The organism is Sphingobacterium lactis, assembly GCF_011046555.1.
Classification (GTDB): Bacteria; Bacteroidota; Bacteroidia; order Sphingobacteriales; family Sphingobacteriaceae; genus Sphingobacterium; species Sphingobacterium lactis.
The window spans coordinates 242,079-262,126 of the sequence record NZ_CP049246.1 but is presented as its reverse complement, the minus strand read 5'-3'; the positions used below and the strand labels follow the sequence as shown (position 1 = coordinate 262,126).

The following is a 20,048-nucleotide window of genomic DNA, read 5'->3' as shown; positions in this document are numbered from 1 at the left end:
ATGTAGATGAAATGCACGTTGGTATTGTCAAAAATCTGTCAATACAGTGAATTTAGAACGATTATAAATAATGTTAAAATAATGTTAAATACTTGGTTTGTAGCGTTCTGCGTGGGTTTTGTTGAAATTAATGTGACGACAATCATAATTAATATGTCCAATAAATGATAAAGATTACCGTTTAAACATTCAGGATTTTATGGAAAAGCAAAATTTATCCCCGAATTGTCCTTTCCGATTCCCCGACAAATTCCCATATTTGGCAAAAAAACAACACAATGAGAACCTTGAACAAACCTTTGGCGCTGATCGGATTTATGGTTGTATTCCTGGCCGCAATTTTCTGCCCCTTCCTGAAAGTGCCATTGAAGGCCAACTGGAATCTGTACCAGGTAGATACCGCCTTGTTTATGATTACCTACGGCATCTTGGGCGTATGTGTATTGTTCTTCTTTATCCGTAAATTGAATGTCTACCGCATCTCCGCATGGATTTTGGTGGCCTGGATTATACTTTCATTCGTGCTTGTCTATCTACAGATCAACAATTACTTCGGACTGAAATTGATTGATGGTCTGCTTGCCAAAACATTGCATCTAAAATGGGGGTGGGGCGTGTTGCTTCTGGGAGGTCTAATGGTATTATTTTCAGTAAATAAAGGAAAAGTTTCGAAGGATACGGAAAATAAGTAATTTCGCGAATCCTAATTTAATAGTTAAGTGAAATGGGAAATGGCTATCGAAAGATAGCCATTTCTTGTTTAATGAAATATCATTTTGGCCGAAACCAGCATTAGTCTACGTTTATGCTAAGGGAATAGTTTCAATCACTTGGTCAAAAACCTTTCCCCATCTTACCCATCTTCATACACCCTTTCTATCTCATATCTCAAATCTCACCCATCACATCTCATAGTCTACTTCGGCCTATGCGAAATAAAATGCGCCTTCAACTTATCCAGGCCGATATTTTCTTCAATTTTATCCAGTTCATAGACCCAAGCCTTCTCCGGCAAAATTTCCAATTGTTCCTTGGAATTGATCAGTTCTAGGGGTTTCACCTTGATTGTTTTCTCTATTGGCGGAACAGCGTTGTGCTGTTTTCTGGAGGTCCGCAGGATTTGGAATTCCAGGCTAGGCCATTTATTGATGGCGGCAAAGTTACCGGTATAGATCTGGTTGTATTCCCTTGCTGGGACGATATTGGCGTAGATGCTGTTGCGCTTGCTACCCTGGCTCTCCGTTACGTTGACAAGCAGTTCAAAGGAAGTTTCATTGACGATAAAGAACTTGACTAATCCTTCCTTTTGCTCACCGGTCAGGGCGAGGTAAATCCCCTTATCCAGGAATTTGATCGGGATATTGGACTGTACAGGCTCGTCGTCCTCTTCGGTGCGCATGTTGCCATGGACCAAGGTAATCTTGTTGAGTGGAACGGGGATCTCAAAACCCGTATCGTCCGTAACGCCTACGATGTCGTTCCCCAAAAATGCTGTTATATGTCCTTCAATGGGTTCATCTACGAACCGCACTAAATCTCCTATTTTGTAATTCATTTGATGCTTTCTAAAATATTAACAAATCGATGTATGTCTGCGATGTCGTTGTACACATGTATGCCGATGCGGATGCCGGTTCCCCGTGGGAAACACTTTATGCCCATCTGCTGGATATGCGGATAGCATGCTGGATCAACCTGCACGTTGATGAGGAATGATTTTTCGCTGCGTTCCTGAATGATGGGCAACAAGAGGTTGCGTTCAGCAAATAGCTTGTAGGCTTCTTCAGAAACCGATCGGTTATGGGCCTGGATCGTATCCAGGCCGATGGATTGGATCCATTGCATGCTTTTCTGCAAGGTTCCGTGGCTGAGGTTGTCCTGATGCCCCGGTTCGAAAAAAGTATCCAGAACAGATTTATGTTGCCACATGGCTACCGTCGGTTTTGGTCGGCCAATGAGCAGGTCCTCCAATAGGGAACGCAGTTTTTCGCTCAATAGCATAAATCCGTTTCCAAAGCCTGAAAGCAGCCATTTGTATCCTGATCCACCCAAGGCATCGATTCCCGATTCTTGGAAATTGAAAGGTTCGGTTCCTAAAAATTGGGTGCCATCGGCTATGATCACCAGATCCGGATAGGCTTGTTTGATACGCTTGAAGAAATCCAGGTTGATCTTCAATCCGGAGATGTACTGCACAAGGCTCAAGATCAACACATCCGGATGCGAGCGTTGAATCTCTGCTTCCAGCTTTTCTTCCACATCCACAGTGACAGGTACGGTGATATGCTCGAGTCCCCGGCTGATGATGGGATACTGCAGGGATGGATATTCATCTGCCAGTACGACATACCTGAAATCGCGTGGCAACAGGTCGATCAGCGTACTGTATCCGAAGGAAAAATTCGGTAGGAGGTACGTGTTCTCCACATGGGAAGTAAAGAAGGATGCGACCGTTTTTTTTACGTTGGCCAAGAAGTCCACCTGTTTGTCGCGCAAGTCCGTTCGGGAATCGAAAAATTCCTGTTCCCACTCCTGACGCCAGTTCAGGGAATCTTTTGGCAGCAGGCCATTTCCCGGCGTATTCAGGTAGGTAATGTCGTCAGCGATATTAAAGTGCGGCTTGAAATGCATACGGTTGGTTTTCTTGTTGTTCTAGGATATGAAGGTACTCTTTTTGACTTATTGTTTCGGCGCCCATGCGCTCCAGGTGCTCGGATGGGATCTGGCAATCGATAAGTTCCAAACCGAACCGCTGTGCCAGAAAAATCAAGGCGACCTTGGACGCATTGGAAACGAGGGAAAACATGCTCTCTCCACAGAATACCTTACCGACCTGAACGCCATAGAGACCTCCCACGAGTTCCTCGCCTTGCCACACCTCGATGCTGTGCGCAAACCCTTCGCGGTGCAGCTTGCTGTAAGCCTGCTGCATGTCATCCACGATCCAGGTGCCATCCTGATCCTTACGCGACACCGAAGCGCAGTATTGGATGACCCGATCAAAGGCCGTATCGCAGCTTACCCGGAATTTTCGGGACCGCAAAACCTGTTGCATGCTCTTGGAGATCTTCAATCGCTGTGGATACAGGACAAATCGATCGTGTGGTGCGTACCATAGGATCGGTGTATCCTCGCTGTACCAGGGGAAAATAGCGTTTTCATAAGCTAACAGTAGGCGTTCGGTCCGCAGGTCGCCACCTACGGCCAACAGCCCATCTTCATCGGCTAAGGAAGGGTGTGGGAAAACTAACTCGTTTTCATCCAATTGAAAGATCATAGCCTGTACGCCTATTCGGGCTGCCTAGGTTCTTTGCTGATTTCATCAAAGATCTTGTCCATATGCTCCACGTATTCGTTCGTGTCATCCAGAAAGAATTCCAACTGTGGAACGATGCGGGCTTGGTTCTTGATACGCGTACCTAATTTATAGCGGATTTCATTGGATTTGCTCTTGATGTTATCCAAGTCAGCTTTCGCGGTTTTGGTGTTCAAGAAGCTCAGGTAGACCCTTGCAATGGCTAAATCTGGCGTTACGCGCACCCTGGTCACTGTAATAAAAGCTCCTGGAGCCCAAGCACCACCCTCACGTTGAAACATCTCCGCCAAATCCTGTTGAATTACTCCAGCAAATCTCTGTTGTCTTTTACTTTCTGTTCCCATTTCGATAATCTCTTTGTCGGAAAAGCTGTATTGCGTTTCCAATACTACAAATATAAGGAACAGTTGGGAGAAATCCGGAAGGCGAGGGGAGTGCAAGTGAAAGTGTTTGATAATCAACTTGATGTTGGTCTTGATTAGCCCTTAACCGCAATCGTTTTCGTTAATTGTTCAATCGTTTGCGTAAGGCGCTTTTTCTCTAATTCGCAGGAAAATTTTGCAACTTGTATGGTGTGTTCGGCCGAACAGCAGATTGTAAACTTGATATTTTTTTACCTCATTTAAAAAATTAAATTATGATAGTTGGATTGAAAAAGATGGCCCTTGCTCTCGTTGGGCTATGTGTACTTTGCATTTCCTTATTCTCCTGTTCCAAGGATGTGGAGGCACCGGTAGTTCCGGAAAACCCGATTGACACCTCGCTGGCGAATCTGAAATTTGTCAGTAACCCAAAAAATCTCAATGTTATTATGTTCGTCCCTACGGACAATCCTGCCCGAGCAGATTATAAACCGCGCCTCTCGCAATTAATGGTTCATTTCCAATCTTGGTTGCATGACGAGATGAAACGTTATGGATACGACAAGTATATGGGGTTGGCGAAAGACGAAGCTACTGGCCTGGTTAATATTATTGAAATAAAGGGTGCGGGTACACAGGCTGATTATCCCTATGAGGCTTCGGTTTCAGCTAATAAGATCATTAAAGAGATAGAGTCGTTCAGAACCGCCAATCCGCAGTTGTTTTCGTCGGACAAGCACTACTTAATTCTACTTCCGGAGAGAACCAGCGGCGATACGGGCCAGCCTTTTTACGGGTACGGCAAATATTGTTTTGCCTTGGATAATGCTTTCATGTCGGTGAACCATATCCCGAATCCAAATTCAAATTACCTGGGCGGCATGTTGCATGAATTGGGGCACGGCCTGAACCTGCCACATAACCGCGCCAAATACGTATCGGAAGAACCTACGTTGGGTACATCGCTGATGGGTAGCGGGAACGTGAGCTTCAGTAAAGGAAAGCCCACTTTCCTAACCGAGGTAGATGCCGCAATCCTGAATGTGAACGAAGTCTTCCAATCGACTTCTTCCTCAGAACTTGCATATGAATCCCCAACCTTTACGTTGGATCCCAAGTTTGAAATCGATAATGCCAACCAGCGACTGAACATTTCAGGCTCCTTTACCTCAGACAAGGAAGTGAGCGATATCTTGGTGTATTTGGACCCGAACGTGAATAATGAAGGTGTGGGGGTAAATAGAGATTACAATGCTGTAGCGTGGCGGTTTAATCCAGGAACGAATAATACATTGGCAGGTGCTATTGATCTGAAGGAACTGTTCTATAAGGGCAATACGCCTTATGATTTAAAAATAAAGTTACTATTGAAAAATGGGGCCAATACCACTACCGACTTTGGATTCCAGTATGTCAATGATGAATTGACATCTTTTGGCAATGTTGTGTTTACCTATTCGAATGCATCGTATGCAGGAGTGAAGGGACAACTTGATATAGGTGAATACACAAAAGCAGATTTGTTGGACAAAGGCATTGAAGACAATAGTATCTCCTCCATAAAAATTGGGCACGACGTAAAAGTCACACTCTATGATGGTGATCATTTCAGCGGGAATAGCTTGGTTCTAACGGCCTCATCCACTTATCTATCTACTTTCAACGACAAAGTTTCTTCCATGAAAGTAGAGAAAAAATAGCAGGGCATAAAGCTAGACCTTGTCTGAGTTCCGAGCGTGGTGCGACCGTGTTGAAGCCGTGGTGGATACGTGCCTATAGACACGCTCTCACCACGCTCTCACCACGCTCTCAGTACGCTCTCACCTCAGACAAGGTCTATGCATGATTTTGTGAAATATTAGGCTAAAAACTGTTTATATAACTGAAAAACAGCTTGTTAGTGTTTTTCCGTAATTTCACGTAAAAGGTGCTGGTTACGTATTTCCAAAAGCCGAATTTGTTAAAAGTGCCAGAATTGCTGAAAAAGATGGTGGAAAAATTAAATTTCATGGGATAATTTGCGCACCACGGGGAGGGCGAGATGTTAAATTTTGGGCATAAAAAAAGACTTGTCGTGGGCATGGTGACAAGTCTTTAATCAAAATTAGTTTATAATTGGATAGAATAATTCGTTCAAAGTTTTAAGACATTCCGGTCTATCATGTTTAGTTTCTTTGGGTGGTTATTAATGTGAGTATAAACTCACTTTTTATTTCTTTTCATTCCCCTTTACATCACAAACATAGGTCTTTAATTACGTTGCTACAAGTATAATTTTAAAAAAAAGTAAGTGATTACTTATGGATTTGTGCCTTGATGCACCCGATTGTTCTTCCAAATCGATGCCAATTTCTTGATAGAAAAATAGCTAAAATAAGCTTTGAAAATAGCCTGAAAATAAGAGGGGAATCTGCTGCTAAAACGCAATAGCTTAACAATTATTTAACATTATGGCGCTTTCGGATAACGCTTGATAATTTATCGAAAATCGGGAATTTGTCTACCTGATTATTACTGTCGATCATGGGGAAATTGTTCGGTGTAATTAAATAAGTTTTTAGCAATATTTTTTTCTTTTTTCTTGAATTGTCGCAAGGGTTTGAATGAAATCTTGAATTTTGCCTAGATATTGGTACTTTTGTTCGACAAAATTTTGAAGATGAAGATTTGGCAGAAAAATATTGATGTGGATTCCTTTGTGGAAACTTTTACCGTTGGGCAGGATCGTGAAATGGACCTTCAGCTGGCCGGAGCGGATGTGCTGGGATCACTGGCGCATACGCGCATGCTGAATAGCATTGGCTTGATGACGGATGCCGACTTGGGCGCCGTTCAGCAGGAGTTAAAGAACATCTATCAGGAAATCCTATCGGATTCCTTCCAGATTGAGGATTCAGTGGAAGATGTGCATTCCCAAGTGGAAATGATGCTGACGGAGCGCATTGGGGAAGCGGGCAAGAAAATCCACTCCGGCCGATCACGCAATGATCAGGTGTTGGTGGATCTGAAGCTTTATTTCCGGTCGGAAATCGAGAGCATCTTCAAGAATACAGAGTTGCTCTTTGAGCAGTTGATCAGTCTGAGCAACACATACAAATCGGTTCTCATGCCCGGATATACGCATCTACAGATTGCCATGCCTTCATCATTCGGTCTATGGTTCGGAGCGTATGCGGAAAGTTTGGTGGATGACCTCCACCTTCTGAAAGCTGCATGGGCGGTCTGCAACAAGAATCCGTTGGGGTCGGCGGCAGGTTATGGTTCTTCCTTCCCGTTAAACCGTACCATGACCACGCAACTGTTGGGTTTTGATGATTTGAATTATAATGTGGTCTATGCACAGATGGGTAGGGGCAAGACCGAGCGTATCCTTGCACAGGCCATGAGTTCCATCGCTGCAACCTTGGCAAAATTTGCCATGGATGTAACGCTGTTCATCAACCAGAACTTTGGATTTATTTCCTTTCCGGCTCATCTCACCACCGGCTCATCCATTATGCCGCATAAAAAGAATCCGGATGTGTTCGAATTGATCCGCTCCAGATGCAATAAGATCCAGGCGCTTCCGAATGAAATCGCACTCATGACGACCAACCTGCCTGTTGGATACCATAGGGATCTGCAATTGCTGAAGGAAAACCTATTTCCGGCATTCCAATCGCTAAACGACTGCCTGGCAATCGCCAAGTACATGTTGGAGCATATCACCATCAAGGAGGACATTCTGAACGATCCGAAATACGATTACCTGTTCAGTGTGGAAGTGGTGAACAATGAGGTGCTTCAGGGCATCCCTTTCCGGGAGGCGTACCGCAATATCGGTCTGGCCATTGAGGAAGGAACGTTTCAGCCAGCAAAAGAAGTGAACCATACGCACGAGGGAAGTATCGGCAATCTCTGCAACGACCAGATCGAACGGATGTTTGCAGAGGTCAAACAGGAGTTCGGTTTCGAGAAAGTGGAACAGGCATTGGCGGAGCTCTTGAAATAGAAGTCGAATAGCTATAACATACGAAAGGCGTTCAATTTTTGTTGAACGCCTTTTTTATGTTTTAATATGCTAAGTTAGTCCTTTCTAATTTTGAACTTATACCGTATTTCGCTTTCAAATACCTCGCCTGGTTCGAGGGTCACTTTAGGGAAAGCGTCCTGATTGGGGCTATCGGGATAATGTTGCGCTTCAAAACAGAAGCCCCCATACCGCAGATAGGCATGCCCCGATTTACCGGTATCATCCTGCAGGAAGTTTCCGGTGTAGAGATGAAGTCCCGGTTCTGTGCTGTACACTTCCAGTGCGATGCCCGACTCGCGGGAATAGGCCGTGGCGATTGGTTGGCTGATCGGCAGCTTATTGATAAAAGTATGGTCGAATCCTTGGGCCACTTGGATCTGCTGTTCCGCACTATTGATATCAGATGCTATTGATTTCCCTTCCCTGAAGTCGAATACCGAACCTTCCACCGGAAGGATTTCGCCTGTTGGGATCTGCTGTTCGTTCAATGGCAGGAATTCATCCGCATGGATCGTGAAGGTATGGTTAAGGATATCGCCATTGCCTTCCCCATTCAGGTTGAAATAGGCATGGTTGGTCAGGTTAACGACCGTGGATGCATTGCTGATGGCGCGGAACTTTATGATGATCTCATTTTCATTGGTGAGTTCATAACTTACCGTTGTGCGGAGCTCGCCGGGGTAGCCTTCCTCTCCATCTGGGGAAACATAGTAGAAATCCACCAATTTTTTGAAGCTGACCTGCCTATCCCAGACCTTGCGGTGGAACCCTTCGGGACCGCCATGGAGAGCATTGCTGCCGTTGTTCTGTGCAAGCGCGAATTCCTTGCCCGCTAAGGCGAATCGGCCATTGGCAATTCTGTTACAAAACCGTCCTACGGTTGCACCGTGGTATTGTTCCTTGGCCTCCGCGTAATCGCTGATGCTGGGAAAGCCCAGAACCACGTCGATCAGGTCGCCATGTTTGTCCGGTACGAGTGCACTTACCAATCGTGCCCCATAGTCGGAGAGGGCGATTTGCATGCCTGCTCTGTTTTTTAGGGTAATCAGGTGGGTGTTTTTCCCGTGGATATTACTTTCAAAAGCCTGTGCAGAAGGAAGTTTATAAGTAGTCATGATTTGCGGATTGCTTCGGCTAAAGATAGCAAATTAGGCCTATCCCGCCAAGGATTAAGATTTTAATAAGCGCATAGAATTCATTAAATTGCTGAAAAGAAATGTATGCCGAAGGTTTGGGTGTTATTTGCTATTTCAGGGTTGTTGGTCTTTGCCTTTGGGTTGTTCGTCCCTGCGGAAGGGGCATTGACGAGCTTTAATTTCTGGGGGATCACCTTGGTGGGCAACAGTGCTCGGGTGATCATGGGCGTTGGTGCCGTGGGTTTATTGTTCGCCCTGCTCTACCGCTATACCGATTCCTTCCTTTATTCCAAGAATTGGGCACTCCTGCATTGGATTGCCTATATCTTTCTGTTCCTGAACATCTGGAGCTGGGGATTTGTGGAGCGGATCTACCTCGGCGAGGGAGATGCCATCCTTCAGGTCGATAAATTGAGTGCGGAAAATAGCGACCGCTTTACGCGGATCGAGGGAATCTACCACGGTGCCCTGACCATTTTGCTGTTGATGCAATTGGTCTATTTCCTCAATCTTCTGGTCGGTATCCTGTATCGAAAATCGAAGTTTGGCGAGTAAGCTCCCATTTTTAAAACGTATATTTGCCTTTCAAAATCCGAGATTTTACATGAATTGGAAACAGCTCTTATCAGCGAAAAGATGGGGATATGAAAGCCGTGCCATCAACGAACAGTTCGATGCGCGTTCTGAGTTTCAACGGGATTATGACCGGTTGATCTTCTCCTCACCATTCCGGAGGTTACAGAATAAAACACAGGTGTTCCCGCTTCCGGGTGCTGTATTTGTGCACAATAGATTGACCCACAGTTTGGAGGTTGCATCGGTTGGACGGTCCTTGGGCCGCTTGTTCTACAATTTGATGAAGGAGCAGCATCCGAATATCGATGCGGAGGTTCCTTTCTTGCAGGAAGTCGGAAATATCATTTCCGCGGCCTGCCTATCCCACGATTTGGGGAACCCAGCATTTGGGCATTCAGGTGAAGCTGCAATTTCCACCTTCTTTACGGAGGGGAAGGGACAGAAGTACCAGGAAATGGTAACCAAGGAGCAATGGGAGGACCTGTCACACTTTGAAGGGAATGCCAATGCCTTGCGCATCCTGACCCATGCATTCAATGGGAAAGACCCAAAAGGCTTTGCATTGACCTATACCAGTTTGGCGGCCATCGTGAAGTATCCGTGTGCTGCGATTGATGGGCATGTAAAATCTTCCCATCACCGTAAGAAATATGGATTCTTCGATACGGAGATCGGCACGTTTGAAAAGATAGCGACAGAATTGGGGCTGGAGCGCGATCCAGCAAATCCAAAAGGTTACCTACGCCATCCCTTGGTGTACCTGGTGGAAGCGGCCGATGATATCTGCTATAACATCATCGATCTGGAAGACGCCCATCACCTGAAAATCCTATCCTATAAAGAAGTGGAAGAGCTCTTACTGCCGCTATGTGCGGGGGAGGATCTTCGGGAACGTTTGGATGCGTTGGAAGATACGGCTAGCCGGGTGGCCCTGTTGCGGGCAAAGGCGATCAATACATTGATCTGGGCCTGTGCGAAGGTATTTGCCGAGAATCAAGATAAATTTCTATCGGGAACTTTTGAAAAGCCACTGATGGATGCGCTGAGTCCGGAAATTGTGGATCAGTTGCGCGTGATTTCCAAGATCTCCGTAGCCAGGATCTACAATGCGCCAACGGTTGTGCAGATTGAGATTGCTGGTTTTAAAGTGATGAATGCGCTATTGGAAGAATTTGTGCCAGCTTACCTTAAAGCGAACAAATCCATGTTCGACAGGAAATTGGTGGCCATGATTCCTGAGCAATTCCATACGGATAAGGAAGATACGTATTCCAAGATACGGGCGGTGTTGGATTTTGTGTCCGGTATGACGGATGTATACGCCGTTGAGCTGTACCGGAAAATTCAGGGCATTTCCATTGCCTCACTGGAGTAATTGGCCCGCAAGCAAGCGGCGCTAAAGTTGATTGAACGAGTAAAAAATGAAAGTTGTTATTGCAGAGAAGCCTTCGGTAGCACGTGACCTAGCACGGGTTATGGGCGCTAAGGAGGTGAAAGATGGATATATTGCGGGGAATGGCTATGCCTTCACCTATGCCTTTGGGCATTTGGTGCAGCTGTGCACACCCCAAGCTTATGGTTACCACAATTGGGCGGTCAGCAACCTGCCTATTATTCCCGAGCGTTTCGCATTGGAGGTAAAAAAGGTAAAGCGTGACGGCAAACAGTCCGATGATATGGGCGCCCTAAAACAATTGAACACCATTAAAGCCTTGTTGCAGGAAGCAGAAGAAATCATCGTGGCGACGGATGCTGGGCGCGAAGGGGAATTGATCTTCAGGAATATCTATTATTACCTGAATTCCAACGTTCCTTTTAAGCGCCTCTGGATATCCTCGCAGACGGATAAGGCAATCAAGGAAGGTTTTGCCAACCTCAAAGAGGGCGTGGAGTACGATAGCCTGTATATGTCGGCACGATCGCGATCGGAATCCGATTGGCTCATTGGTATCAACGCTACACAGGCGCTAACTCTGGCGGCCGGAAATAAAGGATTGCTATCCCTGGGTCGTGTACAGACGCCCACATTGGCGATGATCTGTTCCCGTTATCTGGAGAACAAGGACTTCAAACCAACGGCATTCTACAAGATCCAGGCAGGTTTCGAGAAAGACGGTATAAACTTTAAGGCAACATCGGCCAAGATCGATCAGAAGGATGCCGCGGAGGAGACCATTGCCAAATTGCAGGTCGGCATGGATGCGCAGGTAAAACAGGTGGAAGCCAAGGAAACCAAGGAACAGCCACCATTGCTGTTCGACTTGACCTCCCTTCAGCAGGATGCCAACAAGAAGTTCGGCTATTCTGCGGACCAGACCTTGGGGATCGCACAGACCCTCTATGAGAAAAAGGTAATTACCTACCCACGTACCGGTTCCCGGTATATCGGGGAAGATGTCTTCGAAAAGATAGAGGAGCTCTTTCAGCACCTTGCCGATACGGCACCTGAGAGCATCGCCGTGATCAGTAAGAATTTGATCGGGGCGAAGCTGAACAAACGTTCTGTGGATGATAAAAAGGTAACCGATCACCATGCGCTTTTGGTGACGGATGAAAAACCGGGGCCCATGCCCATGGATCAGCAGAACATCTACAACATGATTGCCAAGCGGATGGTGGAGAGTTTCTCCGAGGTCTGCTTGAAGGACATCACAACGGTCACCATAGATGCTGCCGGTGTTGAGCTGATCGCCAAAGGGACGGTCATCCGACAGTATGGTTGGCGCTTGTCCGCAGATCAGGTAGAACAGCCCGATGAGGATACTAAGAACGATGATCAGGACAATGAGAATGCGCAATTGCCCAAGTTGACACAGGAAGAAATGCTGCAGGTGCAGACCTTGGAGCTTGCCGAGCGCTTCACCAAGGCCAAACCCATCCATACGGAGGCCTCCCTGTTGAAGGCGATGGAAACTTCAGGGAAAGAGATCGAGGATGAGGAGATGCGCCAGGCCATGAAGGACTGTGGGTTGGGCACTCCGGCTACACGCGCGGCAACCATTGAAACCCTGTTTCAGCGGGATTACATCAAACGCGATAAAAAGAAACTGATCCCGACTGAAAAGGGACTTTCGGTCTATATGTTGGTCAAGGATCGTTCCATTGCGAAGGTGACCCTTACTGGTAAATGGGAGCAGAAATTGGAAGAGATGCGCGCCAATAAAGTAAGCTACGATGTGTTCATGAAGCACATCAAGGATTATACGGCGAAGATCACCAAGGAATTGCTCCTGTTGCGTGTCGCTATTGCACAGGAAGAACTGAAGCCGCTGCAAAAGGGGAAGATCAAATGCCCGAAATGTGGTCCGGGGCAGATTATGCTGTACGACAAAGTAGCGCAGTGTGACCATTATGCACGTGGCTGTGATTTCAAGATCTGGCGGACGTTGAACGGAGTATTTCTGGATGAAAAGGAAATGAAGAACCTGCTGGAGAAAGGAAAGACATCCGTGCTGAATAATGTCCGGGGGCTGGATGGGAAAACAGTTTCTGCGCCGTTGCTTTTTGAAAACTTTAAGGTAAATGTAGGGTGATTTCATTAACTTAGGTTGATGGAAAAAATCTATGTTTTCTCTGGCTTGGGGGCTGATCGTCGAATTTTTGATCGATTGGATCTCCGTGGTTTCGAAATCGTGCATGTGGAATGGTTAAAACCGAGACCGGCGGAAGCAATGGAAAGCTATGTTTTCCGGCTGGCGGAGCATTATCAGATTCCCAAGCAGGGCGCACTCGTGCTCGGCGTATCCTTCGGAGGGATGTGCATTGCGGAACTTTCCAAATATTACGACTTCAAGAAAACCGTCCTGATATCCTCGGCCAAAACGCGCGATGAGCTGCCGAAGGTGTTGGGGGTCTCCAAGATATTTCCCCTTCATAAACTTTTGCCCGAAGGGAAGCCAGGGAAGTTCACCGCCAAGATGCTCTATTGGCTTTTCGGGGCAGATACCAAAGAGGAACAGCAGTTGTTGAGCGCCATTCTCGAAGATACGGATCCCGATTTCCAAAAGTGGGCCGTCGATAAGATCGCCCGTTGGGAAAATACCCATGTGCCGGTAAATTGCCTGCATATCCACGGAGACAAAGATCACTTGATTCCCATTCAATATGTTGATTACACCATTCGGATACGTGGTGGGGGCCATCTGATGGTGTGGGATAAGGGTGCTGAGCTGTCTTTTCCCATTCGGAATTTCCTGTTGTAGGCGCTACAGCGTCATTCCACCGTAATTTCAACGCTTGAGCATAGCCTTCTCTCCGAATTCTGTTACCTTTGCAGCACTATGCAACAGAAACTCTATAATCCATTCTTAGATTTTAAATTCGATAATAAGGTCTGTTTTCTCACAGGAAAGGCACTGGACTCTGCGGATGAGGCCATTCAGGTTTTTCCTTTGTGGATGATGCGTGCCTTTGATTTGGAGGATAAACCTTTTAAGATGTTGGATGAGAGTTTCAGCACCTATAAAAAACTGCAATTGCCCTGTGCAACAGATGTGGCCGCTAAATTCGAGGAGCTTGAAGAGCAGGTGCAACATGCGATGGATGCAGGGTATGCCGAGGTGAGTAAATTGGATCAGTTGACGCTTTTCCAATGGGTGGCCAAGATCCTGTATGGCGTCGTGTTCAATGAAATTCAGGCCGGAATCCGGCAGGCATTCCTGGCCGGCGAGTCCATGAACTTCTCGCAGGCCTTGGTGCAGAAATTCCGAAACCTGCATGCCATGTTGCAATCCTTGGTGGTTCCGATGGAATTTGAAAACAAGAATCCATTTACCGTACAGGTTTTTCCCGTAGATAATGCCCCCGAAACGTTTATGTACCGCGATGAGATCAATACCCTGATCTTCTCCATTCGGATGAAGGACTTTGCGCTGATAGCTACGTTGCAGGACAACGGTGTGCATGAAATCTATCACGAGGATGCTTTGCGCGTTGCAGCTGATCAGACATTGCACCCGATTCAATTTGAAGAAATCTGTGCGCGTTACTTCTATTCTGCTTATCTTTTCAATCGGTTGCCGGAATATACATATATGGAAGTGCCGGAAAAGGTATTCGTGGAACCAATGCCTTTGAATGATTGGACGCTGAAGCCCATTTTCGACCAATGGCAGGTGAAGACCTATGGACAGGTTTTGGAAAACTTCTGGAAACCTTGGGGTTTTACCTTATTCGAAATCATCAAAGATCCCGAAAAGCCAATGACCTATCTGACCGATGCGGAAGGACATTTCTTGAAGACTATCAATCTGCCGAATTAAGCTTGGTATTTGCCGGGTATTTTTTGTAAATTAATGCAATCATTTTATTTGCAATGCGGTTTATCTATATTATACTCTTTGTTTTTATCCTATCCAGTAATACTACTGCACAGGAGAAACAGGTCCTGGATACAACCCTGGTGCGCAATGTGGACGTGATGCCTGCTTTCCCCGGTGGATTTTCGGCATGGCAAAGTTTTTTATCCCACAATATTGATCTCTCGGAGGCTGCCATGGCCATGGATAGCACCGAATATGCCCAATACGGTTCCCGACAGAATGCCATTCTTGAATTTACTGTCTGCCAGGATGGAGAAGTCTGTGATATAATAGTCGTTAATTCCGGAAAAATTAGTCCCTTATTTGAAGAAGAAGCCCTCAGGGTGATGAAGAAATCCCCAAAATGGCAACCCGGCATCAAGGATAACACCGCCGTCAGAACACGCTTTAGGCAAACCTTGACGGCTGTCTTGTAGTTTGATAGATTTGAGATTTTAGATTTGAGATGTGAGATAGGAAGGGTGTTATTGGGGGATAGATGTGAGATGGAGTATTGAGATTTTAGATGTGAGATGGGAAGGGTGTTATTGGGGAATAGATGTGAGATGGGAGAATTGAGATATGAGATAGGAAGGGTGTTATTGGGAAATAGATGTGAGATGGGAGAATTGAGATATGAGATAGAAAGGGTGTTATTGGGGGATAGATAATACGTTACTGAAATAATATTAATGCACTTAAAACAAAGTCATTTATTGCGGTTTAGCAAGAATGTAATCTTACTGGCTTAATAAATAAAAATATCTTTTTAAAAAATGAAAGGCGACCTCGGCCGCCTTTCTATCTCATATCTCACATCTCATATCTCAATACTCTAATGCGAGAAACCTTCCGGTTTCACTGTTTTTCTGTTTGGTGAGCTTTTCTGGAGTTCCTTGGAACAGGAGATTTCCGCCGTTTTTGCCTCCTTCAGGTCCCATGTCGATGACCCAGTCTGCGGCTTTGATGACATCGAGGTTGTGCTCGATGATCAGTACGGTATTGCCGCGGTCCACCAATCTGTTGATCACCCCCAGGAGTACATTGACATCTTCGAAATGAAGACCTGTCGTAGGTTCATCCAGGATATAGAAGGTTTTGCCGGTATCTTTCTTGGAGAGTTCCGTAGCGAGCTTCACCCGTTGTGCTTCACCACCGGATAGGGTGGTGGAGGACTGCCCAAGGGTAATATAACCCAAACCGACATCCTGTAGGGTTTTGATCTTGCGGTAAATGGACGGGATATTCTCGAAGAAATCCACAGCTTCATCAATGCTCATGTCCAGTACATCCGCAATGGATTTTCCACGATAGCGAACTTCCAAAGTCTCTCGGTTGTAGCGTTTTCCGTTACACGTTTCACAGGGAACCTGTACATCTGGTAGGAAGTTCATCTCAATGATCTTCATGCCGGCACCTTGGCAGGTCTCGCACCGACCACCCTTCACATTGAAGGAGAAGCGCCCTGGTTTGTACCCACGGATCTTTGCTTCAGGTAGCTGGACATACAGCGCACGGATGTCCGAAAACACACCCGTATAGGTGGATGGATTGGAACGTGGGGTTCTGCCGATCGGTGATTGGTCGATTTCGATCACCTTGTCCACATGCTCCAGTCCTTCGATCTTCTTGTACGGAAGCGGTTTTGCCTTTGCACGGAAGAAATGGTGGTTTAAGATCGGATACAGGGTATTGGTGATCAGACTTGACTTACCAGAGCCCGAAACGCCCGTTACAAGGACCAATTTGCCCAAGGGGATATCTATGCTCACATTCTTCAGGTTGTGTCCCGTAGCGCCCTTTAAACTGAGCGTATGGCCATTTCCCTTCCGTCGTTCAGCAGGGATGTTGATTTCGCGGGTTCCGTTCAGGTAATCCGTGGTCAGGGTACTGGCTTTCATCAGTTCCTTCGGTGTGCCTTGGGCAACGACCTTACCGCCGAATACTCCTGCTGCAGGCCCCATGTCGATAACATAGTCCGCATTGAGGATCATATCCTTATCATGTTCCACCACCAGAACGGAATTTCCGATATCGCGGAGGTTCTTTAGTGCATTGATCAGGCGCTCATTGTCGCGCTGGTGCAATCCAATGCTAGGTTCATCCAGGATGTACAGGACATTCACCAATTGGGATCCAATTTGAGTAGCCAAACGGATTCGTTGGGCTTCTCCTCCGGAAAGGGTCTTGGAGCTCCGATTGAGCGTTAAATAGTTCAATCCGACATCCAACAGAAAGCCGATCCTGGTTTTGATCTCCTTGATGATTTCGGTCGCAATGATGTTCTGCCGATCTGAAAGTCGGTTTTCGATGCCCTCAAACCATTCATTCAATGCGACAATGTCCATCTCCGCCAATTCGGCGATGTTTTTATCCGACAATTTAATGTGTAGAGATTCCTTTTTCAGACGGGCACCGTGACATTCCGGACAAACCACTTGGGTACGGAATTCTTCCAGCCCCTGATTGTCGTCCTGGTATTTGCCGCTCATTTCTTCCAGCAGCTTAAAGATACCGCCGAACTCCACTTTATATTCCCGAGCACCATAAGACCCGTAGGAAACGGTCAGGTGAATGGGATCATCCTCCCCAAAAAGGAGTTTATCGATGACATCCTCAGGAATCTTATCAATTGAGGAAGTCAAGGAAACATCGTATTTTTTGGCTACCGCTTTCAGGACTGCGAAGTTCCAGGAATCCCGGGAAGGTCCTAAAGGAACGATTGCGCCCTTCGCAATACTGAGACTGCGATCCGGAATGACAATTTTTTTGTCGATTTCGTAGATGTAGCCCAATCCATCACATCTCGGACATGCACCGTACGGTGAGTTGAAAGAGAAGGTGTTTGGCTGCGGTTCATCATACGAAATACCCGATTCGGCATCCATGAGGAAACGACTGAAGAATTGTTCTTTATTTTCTTTATTGGCTATTTTGATAATGCCCTTGGCCGTCTTTAATGCCTGCCCGATAGAGGTGAATAATCGTTTGCGACTTTCCTTTTCCACGACGATACGATCAACGACGATTTCAATGTCGTGGATCTTGTACCGGTCTACCTGCATCTTTGGAGCAATATCCAGAATCTCTCCATCGACACGCACCTTGGTATACCCTTGTTTTCTGATCTGTTCGAACAATTCACGGTAATGCCCTTTCCGTCCCTTTACCACAGGGGCAAGAATGTATATGCCTTCGCCATCAAATTCCCTTAGAATGCGGTCCGTGATCTCGTCGTCCGACATCCGTTCCATCTTCTTGCCACTGATATAGGAGTAGGCTTCACCGGCCCTAGCGAACAGCAAGCGCAGGAAATCGTAGATTTCCGTAATCGTGCCGACCGTAGATCTTGGGTTTTTGGAGGTAGTTTTCTGTTCAATGGAGATAACGGGACTCAAGCCTGAGATCTTATCCACATCGGGCCTTTCCATGCCGCCCAAAAACTGTCGGCTATAGGCGGAAAATGTTTCCATATACCGGCGCTGACCCTCGGCATAGATCGTGTCAAAGGCAAGCGACGACTTCCCACTGCCACTCAATCCGGTGATGACCACCAGTTGGTTCCGTGGAAAAGAAACATCGATATTTTTAAGGTTGTGTACTCGGGCACCAAAAACTTCCAATTCGCTTTGGTCACCTAGATCTACGGCTTTTCGTAAGGTCATCTATTCTATCCTAATTGCAAAATGCAAAGTTACAGAATTTTAGAAAGGAATGGTTACCGAGATTCGGGATAAACTGAGATTAGGCAAGATTGTTGAAAAGTATTACCTTTAACCAACAAACCCAATCACATTGAAGAAGCTAGACGTAAATAAAACCGAACGGGAGATCATAGAACAGGCACTGACACATTGGAAAGAACAAAATCTCCTTTCGGCGGAAAAATCCGATGAGCTTCGCGATAATTTGGACGACAAAGGGTTTGAGTGGGGAATGCTGGCCCGGTATGCCTTTTGGATCGCCCTGGCTTCCCTGATCTTTTCCGTGGTGTCCTTGTTCTCGGACGGATTTCTCTCCGATTTTGTCGAGCGCTTCTATAACACACCGAATGTAATCTTCTGTTTGGCCTTTGCCGGTCTGGCGGTATTCTTCTACCTATTGGGATTTCGGAACAAGGCCAAGAATCCGGATAAGAATTTCTCCAATGAAACCCTGATGTTGGCAGGCGCATTTTCCACGGCGGCAAGTATTGGTTTCCTGGGGCAGGTCTTGGATAGGAACGAAAACCATTTTACCCTACTATTCCTGCTGTCCATAGTCATCTATGCCGTCCTTGCGGTCAAATTGAAGTCCAAGATGCTCTGGATTTTTACGCTGGTTGCCTTGGGCATCTGGTTTGCTACCGAAACGGCCTACCACAGCAATTGGGGTTTTAAATTCTGGGGGATGAACTATCCCTTGCGGTTTACCATCTTCGGGCTGTTGCTGACTTCCTTTGCCGTGCTCATTCAACCGCGGATAAAGGCGCTGCAGTTCTTTCAATCGACCTCTTTTGTCATTGGTCTGCTCTACACCATGATTGCGCTTTGGCTCCTGTCTATCTTCGGCAATTACAGTGATTTTGAGAAATGGACCCATGTACGGCAGTATGAAATATTCTATTGGGGCTTATTGGGTATTGGATTGTCCCTGGGATTGGCCATCTATGGGATGAAGGCCAAGGACCATGCTGCACGAGATATCGGTTTCGTTTTCTTTATCCTGAACCTGTACACCCGTTTTGTGGAATACCTGTGGGACAATATCAATCGGACGATCTTCTTCCTGTTACTGGCCATTTCCTTTTGGTTTGTGGGCAAATGGGCTGAGAGCATTTGGAAGAAGAAGTAACCGTTTTTATTTCTTGTGATTTCTTAAAAAGCGCAGAGCATTCCGCTCGTGTGCCAATAAGGTTTCCATTTCCGCTTCATTCAGTGAGGAGATCGCTGGAATAAACAGTTTCCGTAAAGTTGGGAGGTGTTTGTTGCAGAGGATTTTTGCGCGCTCCATATGGAAATCGGATGTAACCAAGATGAGGACGGTTGGGTCTATTTTCTCCAAGCTCGCTTTGGCCAGGCAAAAATCTTCCATGGTGTTGCGGGAAGGAATTCCGGGCAAGAAGCGCTCGGGAGCAATGCCCTTCATTTTCAGGAAATTCTCTGCATAGTAGAAATGTGGTCGATTGGTCGTATTGAAATGTTCACCATTTCCACCCGTACACAAGACTTGAGCTGTTTCGTTTTCATCGGCAAGTTCGTACGCTTTGTATAGCCTGTCCAATGCAATGGGGGAGAGGTTTCCATATTCATCGTTCGGAGCCCCCAATACCATGATAATTGTACTCATACAATCTGTTTAATCCGT

At 46.2% G+C, this 20,048-nt stretch carries 17 protein-coding genes; 10 read left to right on the top strand and 7 right to left on the bottom strand.

Annotation, left to right across the window (positions count from 1 at the left end):
- The first annotated feature begins 278 nt into the window (after nucleotides 1–278).
- Complete coding sequence (locus G6N79_RS01195; protein WP_103904789.1) at nucleotides 279–692, top strand: hypothetical protein; 414 nt, start codon at nucleotides 279–281, stop codon at nucleotides 690–692.
- A gap of 224 nt (nucleotides 693–916) precedes the next feature.
- Here the strand turns inward: G6N79_RS01195 and G6N79_RS01190 are convergent, their stop codons facing one another.
- The 4 genes from G6N79_RS01190 to rbfA are packed head-to-tail and all read right to left on the bottom strand — an operon-like array spanning nucleotide 917 to nucleotide 3,660.
- Nucleotides 917–1,555: a hypothetical protein gene (locus G6N79_RS01190; protein WP_103904788.1), complete on the bottom strand. Its 639-nt coding sequence runs from the start codon at nucleotides 1,553–1,555 to the stop codon at nucleotides 917–919.
- Entirely contained in the window at nucleotides 1,552–2,631 is a 1,080-nt protein-coding gene (locus tag G6N79_RS01185; RefSeq protein ID WP_103904787.1) for an aminotransferase class V-fold PLP-dependent enzyme, read from the bottom strand. Before G6N79_RS01185 ends, G6N79_RS01190 begins: the two co-directional genes overlap by 4 nt.
- Nucleotides 2,609–3,277, bottom strand: coding sequence for a leucyl/phenylalanyl-tRNA--protein transferase (aat, locus tag G6N79_RS01180; protein ID WP_103904786.1), 669 nt, complete (start codon nucleotides 3,275–3,277; stop codon nucleotides 2,609–2,611). Before aat ends, G6N79_RS01185 begins: the two co-directional genes overlap by 23 nt.
- An 11-nt stretch (nucleotides 3,278–3,288) precedes the next feature.
- Nucleotides 3,289–3,660, bottom strand: a complete 372-nt coding sequence (gene rbfA / locus G6N79_RS01175) for a 30S ribosome-binding factor RbfA (protein WP_103905062.1) — start codon at nucleotides 3,658–3,660, stop codon at nucleotides 3,289–3,291.
- A 293-nt stretch (nucleotides 3,661–3,953) separates the two neighbouring features.
- Between rbfA and G6N79_RS01170 the strand changes: the two genes are divergently transcribed.
- Together G6N79_RS01170 and argH are read left to right on the top strand one after the other, a co-directional pair.
- Nucleotides 3,954–5,378 (top strand): hypothetical protein, encoded by a 1,425-nt coding sequence (locus G6N79_RS01170; protein ID WP_103904785.1) that lies wholly within the window; start codon nucleotides 3,954–3,956, stop codon nucleotides 5,376–5,378.
- A 959-nt stretch (nucleotides 5,379–6,337) separates the two neighbouring features.
- Nucleotides 6,338–7,669, top strand: coding sequence for an argininosuccinate lyase (gene argH / locus G6N79_RS01165; RefSeq protein ID WP_103905061.1), 1,332 nt, complete (start codon nucleotides 6,338–6,340; stop codon nucleotides 7,667–7,669).
- Between the two features lie 74 nt (nucleotides 7,670–7,743).
- Here argH and G6N79_RS01160 read toward each other — a convergent pair whose 3' ends face one another.
- Complete coding sequence (locus G6N79_RS01160; RefSeq protein WP_103904784.1) at nucleotides 7,744–8,805, bottom strand: aldose epimerase family protein; 1,062 nt, start codon at nucleotides 8,803–8,805, stop codon at nucleotides 7,744–7,746.
- Between the two features lie 105 nt (nucleotides 8,806–8,910).
- On the opposite strand from G6N79_RS01160, the gene G6N79_RS01155 reads away from it, so the two are divergent.
- The 6 genes from G6N79_RS01155 to G6N79_RS01130 all read left to right on the top strand — a co-directional run bounded on the left by G6N79_RS01155 (nucleotide 8,911) and on the right by G6N79_RS01130 (nucleotide 15,139).
- Nucleotides 8,911–9,381 (top strand): hypothetical protein, encoded by a 471-nt coding sequence (locus G6N79_RS01155; protein WP_103904783.1) that lies wholly within the window; start codon nucleotides 8,911–8,913, stop codon nucleotides 9,379–9,381.
- A 49-nt stretch (nucleotides 9,382–9,430) separates the two neighbouring features.
- Nucleotides 9,431–10,777 (top strand): deoxyguanosinetriphosphate triphosphohydrolase, encoded by a 1,347-nt coding sequence (locus G6N79_RS01150; RefSeq protein WP_103904782.1) that lies wholly within the window; start codon nucleotides 9,431–9,433, stop codon nucleotides 10,775–10,777.
- A gap of 46 nt (nucleotides 10,778–10,823) precedes the next feature.
- Entirely contained in the window at nucleotides 10,824–12,935 is a 2,112-nt protein-coding gene (locus G6N79_RS01145; protein ID WP_103904781.1) for a type IA DNA topoisomerase, read from the top strand.
- Nucleotides 12,936–12,953: 18 nt separating this feature from the next.
- Entirely contained in the window at nucleotides 12,954–13,604 is a 651-nt protein-coding gene (locus G6N79_RS01140; RefSeq protein ID WP_103904780.1) for an alpha/beta fold hydrolase, read from the top strand.
- Between the two features lie 78 nt (nucleotides 13,605–13,682).
- Complete coding sequence (locus tag G6N79_RS01135) at nucleotides 13,683–14,663, top strand: hypothetical protein (RefSeq protein ID WP_103904779.1); 981 nt, start codon at nucleotides 13,683–13,685, stop codon at nucleotides 14,661–14,663.
- 53 nt (nucleotides 14,664–14,716) lie between these two features.
- Nucleotides 14,717–15,139, top strand: coding sequence for an energy transducer TonB (locus G6N79_RS01130; protein WP_103904778.1), 423 nt, complete (start codon nucleotides 14,717–14,719; stop codon nucleotides 15,137–15,139).
- A 390-nt stretch (nucleotides 15,140–15,529) separates the two neighbouring features.
- Here the strand turns inward: G6N79_RS01130 and uvrA are convergent, their stop codons facing one another.
- On the bottom strand, nucleotides 15,530–18,367 hold the full coding sequence (gene uvrA / locus G6N79_RS01125) for an excinuclease ABC subunit UvrA (protein WP_103904777.1): 2,838 nt from the start codon (nucleotides 18,365–18,367) through the stop codon (nucleotides 15,530–15,532).
- A gap of 130 nt (nucleotides 18,368–18,497) precedes the next feature.
- Here uvrA and G6N79_RS01120 point away from each other — a divergent pair, with 130 nt between their 5' ends.
- Entirely contained in the window at nucleotides 18,498–19,535 is a 1,038-nt protein-coding gene (locus tag G6N79_RS01120) for a DUF2157 domain-containing protein (RefSeq protein WP_103904776.1), read from the top strand.
- Nucleotides 19,536–19,541: 6 nt separating this feature from the next.
- Here the strand turns inward: G6N79_RS01120 and G6N79_RS01115 are convergent, their stop codons facing one another.
- On the bottom strand, nucleotides 19,542–20,030 hold the full coding sequence (locus tag G6N79_RS01115) for a YdcF family protein (protein WP_103904775.1): 489 nt from the start codon (nucleotides 20,028–20,030) through the stop codon (nucleotides 19,542–19,544).
- Nucleotides 20,031–20,048: the final 18 nt, after the last annotated feature.

Bases quoted from the DNA above. Each gene is read 5' to 3' on its own strand.
- G6N79_RS01195 (WP_103904789.1), top strand. From the start codon at position 279: ATGAGAACCTTGAACAAACCTTTGGCGCTGATCGGATTTATGGTTGTA.
- G6N79_RS01190 (WP_103904788.1), bottom strand. From the start codon at position 1,555: ATGAATTACAAAATAGGAGATTTAGTGCGGTTCGTAGATGAACCCATT.
- G6N79_RS01185 (WP_103904787.1), bottom strand. From the start codon at position 2,631: ATGCATTTCAAGCCGCACTTTAATATCGCTGACGACATTACCTACCTG.
- aat (WP_103904786.1), bottom strand. From the start codon at position 3,277: ATGATCTTTCAATTGGATGAAAACGAGTTAGTTTTCCCACACCCTTCC.
- rbfA (WP_103905062.1), bottom strand. From the start codon at position 3,660: ATGGGAACAGAAAGTAAAAGACAACAGAGATTTGCTGGAGTAATTCAA.
- G6N79_RS01170 (WP_103904785.1), top strand. From the start codon at position 3,954: ATGATAGTTGGATTGAAAAAGATGGCCCTTGCTCTCGTTGGGCTATGT.
- argH (WP_103905061.1), top strand. From the start codon at position 6,338: ATGAAGATTTGGCAGAAAAATATTGATGTGGATTCCTTTGTGGAAACT.
- G6N79_RS01160 (WP_103904784.1), bottom strand. From the start codon at position 8,805: ATGACTACTTATAAACTTCCTTCTGCACAGGCTTTTGAAAGTAATATC.
- G6N79_RS01155 (WP_103904783.1), top strand. From the start codon at position 8,911: ATGCCGAAGGTTTGGGTGTTATTTGCTATTTCAGGGTTGTTGGTCTTT.
- G6N79_RS01150 (WP_103904782.1), top strand. From the start codon at position 9,431: ATGAATTGGAAACAGCTCTTATCAGCGAAAAGATGGGGATATGAAAGC.
- G6N79_RS01145 (WP_103904781.1), top strand. From the start codon at position 10,824: ATGAAAGTTGTTATTGCAGAGAAGCCTTCGGTAGCACGTGACCTAGCA.
- G6N79_RS01140 (WP_103904780.1), top strand. From the start codon at position 12,954: ATGGAAAAAATCTATGTTTTCTCTGGCTTGGGGGCTGATCGTCGAATT.
- G6N79_RS01135 (WP_103904779.1), top strand. From the start codon at position 13,683: ATGCAACAGAAACTCTATAATCCATTCTTAGATTTTAAATTCGATAAT.
- G6N79_RS01130 (WP_103904778.1), top strand. From the start codon at position 14,717: ATGCGGTTTATCTATATTATACTCTTTGTTTTTATCCTATCCAGTAAT.
- uvrA (WP_103904777.1), bottom strand. From the start codon at position 18,367: ATGACCTTACGAAAAGCCGTAGATCTAGGTGACCAAAGCGAATTGGAA.
- G6N79_RS01115 (WP_103904775.1), bottom strand. From the start codon at position 20,030: ATGAGTACAATTATCATGGTATTGGGGGCTCCGAACGATGAATATGGA.